Consider the following 14,723-nt stretch of genomic DNA (forward strand, 5'->3'; position numbering starts at 1 on the left):
TATATCAAAATGAGAAAACAAACTGGAGTTTGAGAAACTCAAAGCGCCTTATTGTCAGATATAACTTTTGAAATAAAAATCTCCGCCACCGTTGACAGAGATTTTAGTTATTAAGCGTTGCAGGAAAAGCAGAATGATTTTGCAGGTTTTGTCAGATGAGCCGAAAAGCCCATCTTTTGTATTTCCAGGCACTCCGGACACCCACCCTACAAGAATCATCTCTTGATTCAGCAATGCCAAAAATCTTTGTGGGCAGCGACAAGCATCTGAGCCTGTCTCAAAACGTTTCCGAATAAATAAATAGGAATCTGCCAAGCTGCAACGGTAACTTCTTTGACTATATCCTGTACACTAATTGCTATTAATTCATGTTCTGGCGGCTCTCCTTCAATTGCACCAGACCAAGTAAAAGCTAATAAGAAATCATCGTCTCCAGGCAAAGAGGCAATCAAGCATTCTTCTGGCGTTGGCTGGCAAATAATTCCATAATCATTTGCAAGCTCTACTAGTCTTTGAAAGTTGTTTACGTTCGTCATTTGTCTTTGGGATGTAACTTAATCTCGGTTTGAGAAGAAATCATATTTTGATATTCATAACTCAAGTTAGTTACTCTGTACCATATATTACAAATTATTAATTATTCGGTCAGAGTTAGGAGTTATTGGAGTTAGAACAGGCTTAAGTCCAAAATCTTACCGCGATCGCCAGATTCTATCAGCAACAATTGCTACTGTTTTAATAAAACCTACTTTCTCAGTTGACCGTATTCACATACACCTTACCATTTCAGTATTGATGCGCTAGCATCACTCAGTTTGACGCAGCGTCTCGAAAAATGCGATCGCTTTTGGAGGAATAGCTGTAAACCGAATCAGAAAAACATGCTTGTCAACATCAATTTGTTTAATTACCTTGGCATAAATATGTTCTTCTTCTGTAGCCAGTTCTGGTTCAATTAATAATTTTAGTTTGAGATTAGCCAAGGGTTCTAAAGAATTTAAAGATTGTAGTTGGGCTGCTTTTTCTGAGAGGCAAACTAAAGCTCCCACAAATACTGTTCCCCCTGCTTGTTTTCCTTGTAAAACGTTGTATTCTACAGGCACTTCCTGATTCAAATTCACCATTATTTCATTATCTTCAGGCAAAAACAAATTATATTCACTACCAATACCACGAATGTCAAAAATCGTCACAGGGTCTTTTATGCCCTTAGGTTTTATTTGTAATTCTCCAGCAATTTTTAGGTCAATATTGGCATCTTTAGAGGTATTTTCGGAAATCAGAATCTGCCCACCCACAGTATAAGTCTCAATTCGGGCAGCCAAATTCACATGACTACCGATAACTGTGTATTGAGCGCGTTTTTGAGAACCAATATTTCCCGCCACAACTTCGCCTGTATTAATTCCAATTCCCATTTCGAGAATTGGTAAGTTCATTTGCTGATTTTGTTCGTTTACTTTCTGCATTGCTAATTGCATAGCAATAGCACAGGCGATCGCTCTTTGAGAATCATCTTTGCGGCTAATTGGCGCACCAAAGATCACAAAAATGCCATCGCCCATAAATTCATTAATTGTACCTTTATACTGGTTAATTACATCGGTCATTGCTCCCAGATAAAGATTGAGAATTTTGACTACTTCTTCAGGAGGTAATTGTTCCGAAATAGCGGAGAATCCTCTTAAATCAGACACCAGAACTGTAACTTTTCTGCGTTCTCCCCCTAGCTTTAACCCAGAAGGAGTTTCTAGGATATTGGCGACTATTTCATCAGTGAGATAACGACCGAGAGTTTTTCGCATCTGGGCAGAACCTTGGGCGATATACTGAGTAAGTGCGATCGCAGAACCTCCTAATGCCAACAGTGAAGGGACAACAGGAATCCACCAACCACTCAGAAATGCCAAAAAGCTACCACCGAGTAAACCACCACCCGCCAAACCAACAGCCAGAAAAATCTTCTGATTATTGCTGTGGCGTTGTACCCAACACAAAATCGCACCAATAATTGACCAACCCAAAATCAATAGCCATTCTATCGGCTCAGGTAAAGTCTTAATCTGTGGACGAGCATCTAAGGCCGCACTCAAAATTTGACTAATTAAATTAGCATGAATTGTCACACCCGCCATACGTTCTGGATCGGTAAGTACATTGCTGCTGTAAGGCGTATAGAATAAATCTTTCAAACTCTCAGCCGTAGCCCCAATTAATACTACCTTGCCCCGCATTAAGTCTTTTGGAATACGTTTTTCTTGTAATTCTGTGAGGGAAATTTTGATGAATTGTTGTATTCTTCCTCGATAATTTAAAAGTACTTGATAACTTCCGGCATCCGCTCGTACATAACCTCCATCATCGGCTTCAAAAATTGGAAAAATGCCCCGATTTAACTGCAAGTAATTAGAGTTATTTGCTGATGCCTTTGCCGTAATACCTTCAGGTTTAAAGTACAGCAAAGCCAGTTTCAAAGCAAAACTCTCTAGGATTTCATCATTCTTTAAATTTAGGTATAGCAATCCTCGGCGAATTTTGCCGTCGCCATCTAAAGGTAGATCGTTCGCTCCAATTTGATGGCGTTGTTTCAGTACTGGAGATGCATCAACTGAAGAACTATCAAAAGTATCAGATATTTTTTGTACGCCAATTAAATTGGGGGTAGATTCAAAGACTTTAACTAGAGCTTGATGACCAGGATTTACAGGTAAATCCCGATAAATATCTAAACCGATCGCTCTAGGTTGCTGCTGTTTAATATTCTCCAATACACTAGCAAGCGCCGCATCCGACATTGGCCACTGTCCTTGCTTGCGGACATCTGCTTCATTAATTTCAACTATCACAATACGGGTATCAACTGGCTCTGGTGGGCGGAGGAGAAAAAATTGATCTAGTGCAGCCAATTCCAATAATTGCAGTAATCCAGTTAAGCGTAGTGCAATCACCAGAATTGTAATATTGGGAACTGCAAATAAAACACCCCGCCATTGCCAAATTACGGGTTTCAGGTTTTTCCACATAATTTTTCCACATAATATTGAGAGATGAGGGGACACGGAGACGCAAAGACACAAAGAGGCAAAGACACAAAGAGAGATGAGGGAGAAACAATAACTAATACCCAGTCCCCAGTCCCCAGTCCCCAGTCCCCAGTCCCCAGTCCCCAGTCCCTTTAAATTAATGGACTTGAAGCGATCGCACTTAAACCAACTGATTTGAAAAATTGTCTCCAATCCAATCTCATTTTTAAATTATTCGGCTCAGTCCGGCGCAGTTGCACTAAAGTAGTCAGAGCTTCATGCCAAATTCCAGCTTCTGCATAGATGGCGGGCAATTTCCACAAATTTGCTTTTGCTAATGCCTCCGATAAGGCTAATTCTGGTTTAATTCGTTCCACCCAACCATCTACAATCGGATTGTCACTGGAATCTTCAGTATTGCAAACAACCGTCAGATACCAGTGATAAGTTTTATCTACTGCTAATGCTGGGGCACTGTCAGGAAGTGTAAAGCTAACAATTCCAGATTTATCTGGAAGTGTAAAAGATGTTTCATAAAATACTGTCTGGTCATCATCAGTGAGAAGGAAAAACTTGGCTGTTTTGACTGAAGATTCAGGTACATACCAGAAAAATGTTGGATGTTGACCAAGTGTCAGCCCTAATTTATTTTGAGGAATTAAGGGAGTTATCAGTTTTTTACCTGTTAGACAAGAGCCACCACGAGTTGAACCACCAGCACTTGCCGGTGGCGCCCCGCGTTTTGGTGGCTTAAATGTTTGACTAATTTGCCAAGTTTTGTTTGGTTCGTATAACTGAGCCTGAGCCTGTGCTGTGAAACTAGACTGAGCGAAATTCAAACATAAAGGTAGGGAAAATATTACAAAATATTGAGATGACTTAATCCATTTCATATTTATCTCAAAATGCCTTGGCTTTGGATTGGATAGCTCAAATTGCCAACAATCAGTTGACTAAATCAAGTATTCCCAAAAGCAGGCTGAGATTTCACATTCAACTACAATCAACTACAAATTCTCAGTAGAACAAAGCTTTACCGACCGATATCCCAGACTTCTCTAATACCATTCCCAAAAATCTTTGCAACATCTAAATCCGTTGTAGGGGCGTACAGCTGTACGCCCCTACAAATCTATCTGTATCAGGTATTTCGTGAAATGCTATAAGAAGTCCGGGATCTAAAGCTTGGAGGCTACACCATGTAGTTTTATGTAAATCCTTTAGGCGCATCTTTAGAGAGAAATTCTATCAGTAAAAATCAGGTGAAAAATTTCACAAAAATGTCTTGGTTTTTAGTAAACCTTTGATTAGCAGAATAATTTGCTGGGATTTTTACCTATGATTAAACTTTGCTTAAACTTACGATTTTAAGATGTGGTTGTTTCAAGCATTTGGAAAATTGTCTCTTTGTTTTTCAACTTGGATAATCGAATATTTATTGTAATCACTGTAATCAACGGTGACAGTTTACCGTTTTGATAAGCATAAAAGAGATAAGTTAATTAGCGACCTACTAATTAATAGTTCTCAGTGTGTATTGCTTGCAGAAGTTTATCATGAGGAAAGCAAAATATGAAATTTGTTCCACAATTAGTGCTTGCTGCTGCTAGTTTAACTATAGGTTTTGCAACTCTAGATGCAAAATCTGTATCTGCTGCAATTATTAATTATGCTTTCAGCGTTGATAGTGCCACCACTAAAGGGAATGGCTTTTTCAGCTTTGATGATTCAACTTTTAGTGAAAATAATTCAGTAGCGATCGCCAAGTCCCTTTCTTTCCAATTTGACGGTGATTCTACTGTTTACACCGAACAAGATGATATCAATTATCCAGAGTTTCCCCTTGTATATTCAACGTTGTTTTCAACAGGAGAAACATCTTTAGCATTAGACTATACATTCGACGATAAAACTAATCCTTCCAGTTCCATCCGCTACGAAATTATTGGTGAGGATTTTACACTTTTCTCCACAACTTCTCCAGATGCCGAAGTCATTTCAGGTAGAGTTTCTTATACAAGAGTACCTGAACCTACAACTTTAGCTGGCACTTTCTTAGCTTGTAGCCTTGGTTTAATGATCAAAAAGGTCATTAGTCGTTAGTCATTGGTCAAACAGGTCATTAGTCACAATAATTCGTAATTTGTAATGGCGATCGAAGACTCGCTAACGTAATTCCTAATTATACCCCCCGACTTCAGTCGTGAAGCTTGAAATGATGTTTACATTCATGAACAAAAATGCTCTGTTTAATTACGAATTACGAATTACGAATTACGAATTACGAATTACGAATTACAAGTTAATTAGGAGTAAAAAATGGTAGATTATCAGAATTTTGAGCGGTTATTGCAGAGTAGAATTAAACGACGCAACTTAATTATTGGGGCAGGAGCATTGAGTGGTTTTGCGATCGCTAACCAATTTTCTCATCAAACAGCGATGTCTGTCGACAAGCCGCTACGCGTCTACGCCAGAACTAGATTTTCCAGTTATCCTTTCACTTTGGGTGTAGCATCTGGTGAACCCTATCCCACCAGCGTCGTGATTTGGACTCGTCTGGCTCCCGAACCCTTAAACGGAGGTGGAATGCCACCAGTGAATGTACCAATTCGCTGGGAAGTGGCTACTGATTCCAATATGAAGCGCATTGTTTCCAGAGGTACCGTACTGGCAACCCCAGAACTAGCTCATTCAGTGCGAGTTGTGGTAGAAGGACTCCAATCTGATACTTGGTACTGGTATCGCTTTCTTGTCGGTCAAGACTCTAGCCCCATTGGTCGCACTCGTACAGCACCTTTAGCAAATAGCTACTTAAGTAAATTTAACTTTGCCCTTGTCTCCTGCCAAAACTATCAGCAGGGATTCTATACCGCCTACAAATATCTAGCACAGGACGACCTTGATTTAGTAGTGCATGTTGGCGATTACATCTATGAAGGGGGAATCTCAAACACTACTCCCAGAAAACACAATAGTTCAGAAATTCTCACCTTAGAAGATTACCGCAACCGTCACGCCCTCTATAAAACCGATACCAATCTGCAAGCCGCTCACGCAGCGTTTCCCTGGATTCTTACCTGGGATGACCACGAGGTAGAAAATAACTACGCCAACAACATTTCGGAAATAGATACAGAACCAGATCAAGACCGGGCAATTTTCCTCCAACGGCGGGCTATTGCTTATCAAGTCTATTACGAACACATGCCCTTGCGTCCGTTCTCGCGTCCTGTCGGCCCCGACATGCAACTTTATCGTCGGCTGGCTTTTGGTAACTTAGCAACCTTCCATGTTTTAGATACCCGCCAATATCGCACCGATCAGCCTTGTGGTGATGGTACCAAAGAACGTTGTGCAGAAAATTTAGATCCGAATGCAACCATTACCGGTAAAGCACAGGAGGATTGGTTGTTTGATGGTCTAAATACCTCACAAACCAAGTGGAACGTTTTAGCGCAGCAAGTACCCATTGCTCAGCGAGACATGACACCAGGGCCAGGCGGAACCTACAGCATGGACAAATGGGATGGTTATGTGGCTTCGCGCGATCGCTTGATGGCTTTCCTCGGACAGCGCCAGCCCTCTAATCCAGTCTCTCTAGCAGGTGATGTGCATTCCCACTGGGCGATGAATTTAAAGGCTAACTTTGATCAGCCAGAATCCGCCACACTCGGCAGTGAATTCGTTTGTTCTTCCATTAGCTCAGGTGGAGATGGCTCAGACACCACCCCCGCAGTTGAAGCTTACTTACCAGATAACCCACACATTAAATTCTTCAATAATCAACGCGGATATGTTCGCTGTGCCCTAACTCCCACAACCTGGAAGTCAGATTATCTAGTGATGTCAAATGTGACAACTCCATCTGGCACAATTAGTAAACGGGCTTCATTTGTGGTTGAAGACGGTCGTCCAGAAATACAACAAGCTTAATCTCCTAATTCCCAGGTATACCATTTGATGAAATAGTAGGGGCGTACAGATGTACGCCCCTACAGCCTGTTTGTGTGTTGCCAAGATTTCTGTCAATGGTTGAGAGCGATCGCACTTACAGCCGCCATATTTCTCTAAGGCTTTGTAAACAATCTTCCTGGCGCTGCTGAATAACTTCTGGAGTCCATTCAGATTGCTGTAAAACTTGGGTTGTCAGCACAAAAGGACTGATCCCTTTTTTGCCAAGAAAATACTTCTCTTTCTTTTTAGCAAAATCGTAGTTTTGCGCCTCGGCATTCTTATTTCGAGAGAGTAACGCTAAATTACCTATGCGATGCACATATTGGATGCGTTCTTCTTCATTCGGAAACCATCGAAGCCACGTACTGCCTTCGCTTGGATTCTGAGGAAGTACGTGTTCAACTGTAATAACTGAATAGTCGTAACTCGCTTTCCCTTCGGAAAGTTCAGAGTCAAGGCGCAAAAGAACATATTGTCTAATCCGCTTGATTAAATATAAATCTCCATCAAGTGTTTTAATGATTCGATTTATTTCGTTAGTAGTTAGCTGTAAGGGTGACTCCTGTGCATATAGATCGACATTTCCTTCAATAGCGGTAAGAAGTTTTGCATATCGTCCGATGCGCTCGTTAATGTCAGACCGCAAAATCATTAAGCCTGCAGCTAATCGCTCAATATCGGTAAAAAACTGTTTTAATTTACCAGGAGAGTGGATATTTTTAGAAAAATAGAGAATTGCAGGCGGAATCCAATCAAAGTTGTCTATTTGATTCAACCATCGAAGCAAAGAATTAATTGTTTCTGCATCTTTATCGCTTCGGTAATTTGCCGTATTGATAATTTGTAAAGCATCAGAATAAGGTTTTAATACTTCGTCAATAAATTTCTGTGGTTGTATCTTAGTCTTGAGCAATATATCTTCGCAAAATTCCTTAAGAATTGTCTTACGCGGTTTAGACTTTCGATCAATCATGCGGATATGGGCAAATAGTTCTTGAAACTTCTCTCGACCCAAATCTTCTTCTTCAGTTTCCCAGATCCTTGTGTATTTATCTTGTTCAGATGAAGGAATTGCTCCAATAACCTCTGATTTCAGAAAATCACTGAGAGACAGGTCTAGACCACGCGCATTGAGAATAGAAAATATGCGATAAGCTGAGTCAAGGTCTGGCGTAGAAACAAGTACTAAGAAACAGCGTGTCATTAGATAATGAGAAAAACGATCCCGCTGTTGTTCAGAACGTTTACTTAATTCATCACGAAAATAATTTGCGTTTGCTTGAATGTTTCTTTGGCTATCAGTTAACTGTGAAGCATCAAGTTTTAGAAGATTATCTAATCCATTTTCGGATTGTATATAATCACGAAAGAAATCTTCATCTCTTGCCCGTAGCTTGAGGCGATAACGATTCTCTTTACCTTCGAGCTTTTTACCTTTTTGATAAATATATTCCGTAATTTCTGAAGCACTTTCAGAACTTGCCAAACTCCTAAGAACAGATAGAAGAATTGTGAGAGTTGTTAGACGTTGCTGACCATCAACTACGTCAGCTTCAGGATCATCTTCACCTTTAATCAAAACTATACTCCCCAAAAAATAAGGGTTGGTATCGGCTATAGTTTCTGAATCATCCCCTAAAAAAGACAACAAATCATTTAATAAGTCACTTGCTTGGTCTTTTGTCCAAGCATAAGGGCGCTGATAGGCTGGTATGGAAAATGCGAATTTATTACTAAAAACGCTGGATAGTTGTTTTTGTGCGGCGTGAATGGCTACTGGCATAAGATTTCAAGTACTACCTGAGTATAATGTGATGCAAGGTTCCCTAATCAAACGCAGTTTAACTCACTAATTACTGCGATCGCCACAAGTCCCAGATAGTCTGCTAAATATAGAATATACCTACTTTGGCATAGCCTCTTTCTTGAAAAATCACCACCAGTTCAGCGTGCATGTATCAATACAGTTGAGTTAAGCATTTCCTCCTTCTCTCTGCGTTCTCTGCGCCTCTGCGGTAGCCTGCGGCAAGCCGCTGTGCATCTACGTAAAAAAATTGACCTTCACAAAGAGTGTTACCCTTAACTGAACCGTATTGGGCTATGTATCCTTTATACACACAAAAGATTGATGTAAGCTGTTTCCACCCCTTTACTCCCCATTCCCGACTCCCCACTCCCCATTTTCAAATTCCAGGTTTAGCAAAAATCGTTAGCAATACAGGCCCCAATAAATAATGGTGACTCAAACACAATAGCCCAGCAGAAGAACCTAGAACCTGGCGTTGATTGGGGCTGTAAAGTCGAATTCCACGAGGAGAAATTGGCAATAGTTGAGGTTCTGTCTCTTTTTTGGAAGTAATGTCAACCAAATAAAAGCATCCACCAGGAGAAAGTACCCGTGCTATCTCACTAAACACCTGTTGAGGTTCCAAATAATGCAAAAAGCTGATAGTGCTGAAAACAGCATCAAACTGACCATTAGCAAAAGGAAGAGACTCAGCTTTGCCCTCAACATAAATCAAGCGTGGATGGTGGTGGTTGCTCAGTCTTGCCATCCGCAACATATTAGCAGATAAATCTAATCCGGTGCCTTGCAGGGCGGGAAACTCAGTAGCAAGGCGCTCAAGCAAGCGTCCAGTACCGCACCCTATATCAAGTACATTTGCTCGCTCTGGTAAGTTGACGTACTCTAGCAATCGTTTGTGGATGGCTCGATAAAACACTGAAGGAAACAGCCAATCGTAGCTTGGTGCCCAGCGATCAAAAAGGAACTTTTTGTTATTAAGAAAGTCGTAGGTCATTAGTTTTCGCAGTTTCCCTGAAGCTCAATGCTTTTTTAGGGTAAGTAACTGCGCCTCCTTTGAAGTTGGTTAACTATCAGTTTTGCAGTCCGTCAATATCTAGCCTAACGTTTGGCAAAATACTTATGCTCACCTTGGCAAATTATCCGGAATTTTGGTACTTGAATGTGTAGTTAGCAGTGTTCCTAGAGACTCTAGCGATCTCTGTAGAAAATTAAAAAACGAGCGATCGCTGCATAAAACTATTAAACCTGACCGTGTATATTCATAGAGCTTCAAATACAACAAACCCAGTCTATTTTAAATTATTAAGGAGAGTAATTATGTCAAGCTTTATTCAAATCCGGTTACACAAAGATCTACTGCACCCAGTCCGCGAGTGGTTGGAAGCCGTAGAAATTCATAACTCCAAATTGGCTCATTTCCTCTGCAAAGCTATTCCTGCTCAATGTCCGTTTGAACGAGATATTACTCTGTTTGGTCGCAAGCTACTTCACATTCCACCAATGTGTAAATTAAATCCTCTGTACGAAGAAGTCGTTGGATTGCGTTTTAGAGCGCTTTGTTATCTTGCCGATGAATGCGGTGAAGATATCACAGCGTATTGCTAATAGTCAGTTGCATCGTTCTTAGATCGAGCAGCCATCGGTAATTGCAGACTTACGGTTGTTACTTATTCAGATTTATACTAAGCTAGCGTACACCTAATTAGATGTCTGGCTATTTAGTAGCTGACACCTCGAAGACAGTGTTTCTAGACCGTATTGTTGCTTACCGTACCCTGCTGAAATCATTAACATCATCATGACGCACATCTTACTGATTGAAGATGAAGTCAAACTGGCACGATTTATTGAATCGGAGTTGAATTATGAAGGTTATCAAGTTAGCATTGCCTACGATGGATTAACTGCACTTACCGCAGCACGGGAGTTGCATGTGGATTTAGTGATTTTAGATTGGATAATGCCTGGTTTGTCAGGGTTGGAAATTTGCCGCCGTCTGCGAAGTATTACTAATGAAGTGCCAATAATCTTATTAACCGTCAAAGATGAAGTGAGCGATCGCATTACAGTCTTAGACGCTGGTGCTGATGATTACCTAGTTAAACCCTTCAGCATTGATGAATTATTAGCCAGAGTCCGTATTCACCTGCGAAAAACACATCAAGCGGACACCGGAGATATTTTAGAATTTGAAGACCTGAGTTTAAATCGTCGCACACGCCAAGTGTACCGATGTCAGCGGTTAATTGAATTAACAGCTAAGGAATTTGATTTACTGGAATATTTCCTTATCCATCCGCGACAAGTAATTACATGCGATCGCATTTTAGAGCAAGTCTGGGGTTACAACTTCATCAAAGATGCCAACATCATCGAGCCGTACATCCGCTACCTACGGCTGAAACTTGAAGCCAATAACGAAAAGTGCCTTATTCAAACCGTTAGCGGTATCGGTTACACATTGGGTGGTTAGTAGGCATTGGGCATTGGTTATTCTTTCCCCCCCTGCCTCCCCTGCTCCCTCATCTCCCTCATCTCCCTCATCTCCCCATCTTCCGACTCCCAGTCTTAAAATAATCCAAAAATCCCAAATTTTTCAATCGTAGGAGAATTTGGGGTTTTTGGCAATCTCAGCAACAACTCATGCAACTCAGAGTTAATTATATTAGGATGCACAAAGCTCTCATCATCCAAAATATAAAATAGCATGACCTATTTAGAAACAGCGGCGCAATTTTACCGCGAAGTTGCCCAAACCCCAGAAGTTGGACTTTGTTGTGTGCAAAGTACACCCCTGCAACTACCAGGATTAAAAATTCCTTTGCCAATGCAGGAAATGAACTATGGTTGTGGTACTACTGTTCACCCGATTGAACTAGGAAACCAACCTACTGTTCTATATGTTGGTGTTGGCGGTGGCTTAGAAGCCTTGCAATTCGCTTATTTTTCCCGCTATGCAGGTGCTGTAATTGCTATTGAACCAGTTGCGGCTATGCGAGAAGCCGCAGCACGCAACCTAGAAATTGCTGCTCAAGAGAACTCGTGGTTTGACACCAGTTTTGTAGAAATCAGGGAAGGCGATGCTTTTAACTTACCTGTTGCTGATGCTAGCGTCGATATCGTGGCACAGAATTGCCTTTTCAACATCTTTGAACCAGAAGATTTAACTCGTGCTTTAAAAGAAGCGCATCGGGTATTAAAACCAGGTGGACGTTTGCAGATGAGCGATCCAATTGCTACTCGTTCAATTCCAGTACATCTGCAACAAGATGAGCGACTCAGAGCCATGTGTTTATCAGGGGCACTCACCTATGAACAGTATACTGAACGGATTATAAATGCTGGCTTTGGTCAAGTTGAAATTCGTGCCCGTCGTCCTTACCGTCTACTAGATTCCCAGACTTATAATTTAGAAGAAAACCTACTTTTAGAAAGTCTGGATTCTGTTTGTTTTAAGGTTGCTATTCCAGAAGATGGTGCTTGTATTTTCACAGGTAAAACAGCCATTTATGCAGGTTTTGAACCTTTCTTCGATGATTCAGCAGGTCATCTACTTCAGCGGGGTATTCCCGCAGCCGTGTGTGATAAAACCGCTGCTAAACTTGCAGCTATAAAGCCAGCAGAAATAATTGTTACCGATTCAACCTGGCATTATAGTGGTGGTGGTTGTTGTTAATTTATTAATAAATAATTCAGATGTCAGGAGTCAGAATTCAGAATAATTCTGTGCAACTGAAAAATGAATGTAAGATTTTAATATTTGACTAATAGCATTCTGTTAGCGCAGCGGGGCGTAGCCCATTCTGGATTCTGACTTCTTATTTAGAAATTTCCAAATGTTGTTAATTAGTCTATTTTTAGCTACTCTTTTTTTAGCATATTCCAATGGCGCAAATGATAATTTTAAAGGTGTAGCAACGCTGTTTGGTAGCCGAACAAGCAGTTATCAAACAGCAATTTTATGGTCAACTTTTACAACTTTTGCTGGTGCAGTAACTGCAACTTTTTCAGCAAGTACACTAATTAAAAATTTTTCAGGAAAAGGACTAGTACCAAATGCGATCGCCAACGCACCAGAGTTTCATTTAGCAGTGGCGATCGCTGCCGGTTTAACTGTACTCCTAGCCACATTCATGGGGTTTCCTATTTCCACAACTCACAGTTTGATCGGTGCTATTGTTGGTGCTGGATTAGTAGCGATCGGACTCCAACTTAATTTTCCAGCTTTACTAACTTCCTTTATTTTGCCTTTATTGCTCAGTCCAATTATTGCTATTTTTTTCGGAGCAGTAATTTACAGTTTATTTGATTATATCAATTCAAAATTGAATGTAATAGTTAATGATAAAATTATTGATACTTGTCATTTTATCAGCGCTGGAATTGTGAGTTTTGCCAGAGGATTAAATTATACTCCCAAGATGGTATCACTCATTTTGATTATTGAGTATTTCTCGATTCAGGGAGGAATGATTACCATAGCGATCGCAATGGCACTTGGCGGTTTACTCAACTCCCAAAAAGTTGCAATAACGATGAGTGAAAAAATTACCTCTATGAATCACACTCAAGGCTTTTCATCAAATATAGTAACGGGAGTTCTCGTTATTACAGCTAATCAGTTTGGGCTTCCACTTTCCATAACTCACCTTTCAGTCGGTTCTATTTTTGGAGTTGGATTGATTGCTAAAAAATCTAATGTGCGTGTTTTCTATCAAATACTACTATCGTGGATTTTAACTTTACCTAGTACCGCAATTATTAGTGGAATAACCTACAGATTATTACAAGGCTAGAAGCATTCAATATATTTTAGTCATCTTCAAGGAGTAGTAAATAATGCAGATTCAATCAAAAAATACATTATATCCATCTGTAACGCAGTTCAAACAAAAACTTAATTCTCCTTTAACAAAAAAAGGAATTACTGTTTTACAAATTAATCTTGGTAAGCGCTGTAACCTGGCTTGTAAACACTGTCACGTCGAAGCTAGCCCAAAACGTACAGAAGAACTTTCCCCAGAAATTTGTGAACAATTGATTTCACTAATCCATAGATTCCCCGAAATTAAAATTGTGGATTTGACTGGTGGCGCACCAGAAATGAATTATGGATTTAAACCATTAGTAGAAGCAGCAAAGTTAACCGGTAAGCAGGTAATTGTTCGGTCTAATTTAACCATTTATTTTGAAAATGCTTTTGGTGATTTGCCAGAATACTTTGCTAAACATCAACTAAGAATTGTGGCTTCTCTTCCCTGCTACCTAGCAGATAATGTTGATAAAATGCGTGGTACTGGCGTCTTTGATAGTTCAATCAAAGCTTTGCAGTGGCTTAACAAACTCGGTTATGGTAAAGAGCGAAACTTAATTTTGGACTTGGTATTTAATCCTCAGTTACCTACAAGTGAAAAATTTTATTTAGCTCCCGAACAGAGCAGCCTAGAACAAGATTACAAAACTTTTTTACAAGAACATTTTAATATTGTATTCAATAACCTCTTCACCATTACGAATCTGCCAGTTGGTAGAACTAAAATGCATTTAGAACGAAAAAAACTGTACACCAGCTATTTACAGTTTTTAGAATCCCATTTTAATACCAGCACAATTGAACATTTAATGTGTCGCGATGAACTTTCAATTGATTATCTGGGCAATGTATATGATTGTGACTTTAACCAGATGATGAATTTGCCTGCGAAAACTCGTAACGGTAAAACCTTGACAGTTGCCAAATTGCTAGAAGCTGGTAGTTTAGACCTGATTAATGAAGTACAAACCGCTGACTATTGCTATGGTTGTACTGCTGGCTGTGGTTCCAGTTGTGGCGGCGCTTTGCTCTAAAGCCAGCAAAAATGCCAGTATCTTAGAAATTGCAGCTACTTCAAGTCATAAAAGGACAATTTTGTTACAAATTACGTAACGGATGTATC

12 protein-coding genes are annotated in these 14,723 nt (G+C 40.1%); 7 read left to right on the forward strand and 5 right to left on the reverse strand.

The window, feature by feature from the left end; all coding sequences use genetic code 11:
• Window positions 1-227: 227 nt before the first annotated feature.
• The 3 genes from IQ276_RS22720 to IQ276_RS22730 form a co-directional block, all read right to left on the reverse strand.
• Complete coding sequence (locus IQ276_RS22720) at window positions 228-536, reverse strand: hypothetical protein (RefSeq protein WP_190882189.1); 309 nt, start codon at window positions 534-536, stop codon at window positions 228-230.
• Between the two features lie 270 nt (window positions 537-806).
• Window positions 807-3,023 carry a CHASE2 domain-containing protein gene (locus IQ276_RS22725; RefSeq protein WP_235115885.1) on the reverse strand — a complete coding sequence of 739 codons (2,217 nt, stop codon included), beginning with the start codon at window positions 3,021-3,023 and terminating at the stop codon, window positions 807-809.
• A 152-nt stretch (window positions 3,024-3,175) separates the two neighbouring features.
• Complete coding sequence (locus IQ276_RS22730; RefSeq protein ID WP_193921811.1) at window positions 3,176-3,916, reverse strand: DUF928 domain-containing protein; 741 nt, start codon at window positions 3,914-3,916, stop codon at window positions 3,176-3,178.
• 679 nt (window positions 3,917-4,595) lie between these two features.
• On the opposite strand from IQ276_RS22730, the gene IQ276_RS22735 reads away from it, so the two are divergent.
• Together IQ276_RS22735 and IQ276_RS22740 are read left to right on the forward strand one after the other, a co-directional pair.
• Complete coding sequence (locus IQ276_RS22735; RefSeq protein ID WP_193921809.1) at window positions 4,596-5,126, forward strand: PEP-CTERM sorting domain-containing protein; 531 nt, start codon at window positions 4,596-4,598, stop codon at window positions 5,124-5,126.
• 216 nt (window positions 5,127-5,342) lie between these two features.
• Window positions 5,343-6,959, forward strand: a complete 1,617-nt coding sequence (locus tag IQ276_RS22740) for an alkaline phosphatase D family protein (protein ID WP_193921801.1) — start codon at window positions 5,343-5,345, stop codon at window positions 6,957-6,959.
• A 115-nt stretch (window positions 6,960-7,074) separates the two neighbouring features.
• Here IQ276_RS22740 and IQ276_RS22745 read toward each other — a convergent pair whose 3' ends face one another.
• Complete coding sequence (locus IQ276_RS22745) at window positions 7,075-8,763, reverse strand: DUF262 domain-containing protein (RefSeq protein WP_193921799.1); 1,689 nt, start codon at window positions 8,761-8,763, stop codon at window positions 7,075-7,077.
• A gap of 400 nt (window positions 8,764-9,163) precedes the next feature.
• Window positions 9,164-9,781, reverse strand: coding sequence for a class I SAM-dependent methyltransferase (locus IQ276_RS22750; RefSeq protein ID WP_193921030.1), 618 nt, complete (start codon window positions 9,779-9,781; stop codon window positions 9,164-9,166).
• A 323-nt stretch (window positions 9,782-10,104) separates the two neighbouring features.
• On the opposite strand from IQ276_RS22750, the gene IQ276_RS22755 reads away from it, so the two are divergent.
• The 5 genes from IQ276_RS22755 to arsS all read left to right on the forward strand — a co-directional run bounded on the left by IQ276_RS22755 (window position 10,105) and on the right by arsS (window position 14,634).
• The gene (locus IQ276_RS22755) at window positions 10,105-10,392 is read left to right on the forward strand and encodes a Mo-dependent nitrogenase C-terminal domain-containing protein (RefSeq protein WP_193921032.1); all 288 of its coding nucleotides are present in this window, start codon (window positions 10,105-10,107) and stop codon (window positions 10,390-10,392) included.
• A gap of 193 nt (window positions 10,393-10,585) precedes the next feature.
• Window positions 10,586-11,260 (forward strand): response regulator transcription factor, encoded by a 675-nt coding sequence (locus tag IQ276_RS22760; protein WP_193921034.1) that lies wholly within the window; start codon window positions 10,586-10,588, stop codon window positions 11,258-11,260.
• Between the two features lie 234 nt (window positions 11,261-11,494).
• A complete protein-coding gene (gene arsM / locus IQ276_RS22765) occupies window positions 11,495-12,463 on the forward strand; it encodes an arsenosugar biosynthesis arsenite methyltransferase ArsM (protein WP_193921045.1) in 969 nt (322 codons plus the stop codon).
• 160 nt (window positions 12,464-12,623) lie between these two features.
• Window positions 12,624-13,583 carry an inorganic phosphate transporter gene (locus IQ276_RS22770; protein ID WP_193921047.1) on the forward strand — a complete coding sequence of 320 codons (960 nt, stop codon included), beginning with the start codon at window positions 12,624-12,626 and terminating at the stop codon, window positions 13,581-13,583.
• Between the two features lie 43 nt (window positions 13,584-13,626).
• Entirely contained in the window at window positions 13,627-14,634 is a 1,008-nt protein-coding gene (gene arsS / locus IQ276_RS22775; RefSeq protein WP_193921049.1) for an arsenosugar biosynthesis radical SAM (seleno)protein ArsS, read from the forward strand.
• Window positions 14,635-14,723 lie beyond the last annotated feature (89 nt).

It is taken from the genome of Desmonostoc muscorum LEGE 12446, from assembly GCF_015207005.2.
GTDB classification, from domain to species: domain Bacteria; phylum Cyanobacteriota; class Cyanobacteriia; order Cyanobacteriales; family Nostocaceae; genus Nostoc; species Nostoc muscorum.

Excerpts from the sequence above, each read along its gene's own strand:
- IQ276_RS22720 (WP_190882189.1), bottom strand. The coding sequence starts at position 536 with ATGACGAACGTAAACAACTTTCAAAGACTAGTAGAGCTTGCAAATGAT.
- IQ276_RS22725 (WP_235115885.1), bottom strand. The coding sequence starts at position 3,023 with ATGTGGAAAAACCTGAAACCCGTAATTTGGCAATGGCGGGGTGTTTTA.
- IQ276_RS22730 (WP_193921811.1), bottom strand. The coding sequence starts at position 3,916 with ATGAAATGGATTAAGTCATCTCAATATTTTGTAATATTTTCCCTACCT.
- IQ276_RS22735 (WP_193921809.1), top strand. The coding sequence starts at position 4,596 with ATGAAATTTGTTCCACAATTAGTGCTTGCTGCTGCTAGTTTAACTATA.
- IQ276_RS22740 (WP_193921801.1), top strand. The coding sequence starts at position 5,343 with ATGGTAGATTATCAGAATTTTGAGCGGTTATTGCAGAGTAGAATTAAA.
- IQ276_RS22745 (WP_193921799.1), bottom strand. The coding sequence starts at position 8,763 with ATGCCAGTAGCCATTCACGCCGCACAAAAACAACTATCCAGCGTTTTT.
- IQ276_RS22750 (WP_193921030.1), bottom strand. The coding sequence starts at position 9,781 with ATGACCTACGACTTTCTTAATAACAAAAAGTTCCTTTTTGATCGCTGG.
- IQ276_RS22755 (WP_193921032.1), top strand. The coding sequence starts at position 10,105 with ATGTCAAGCTTTATTCAAATCCGGTTACACAAAGATCTACTGCACCCA.
- IQ276_RS22760 (WP_193921034.1), top strand. The coding sequence starts at position 10,586 with ATGACGCACATCTTACTGATTGAAGATGAAGTCAAACTGGCACGATTT.
- arsM (WP_193921045.1), top strand. The coding sequence starts at position 11,495 with ATGACCTATTTAGAAACAGCGGCGCAATTTTACCGCGAAGTTGCCCAA.
- IQ276_RS22770 (WP_193921047.1), top strand. The coding sequence starts at position 12,624 with ATGTTGTTAATTAGTCTATTTTTAGCTACTCTTTTTTTAGCATATTCC.
- arsS (WP_193921049.1), top strand. The coding sequence starts at position 13,627 with ATGCAGATTCAATCAAAAAATACATTATATCCATCTGTAACGCAGTTC.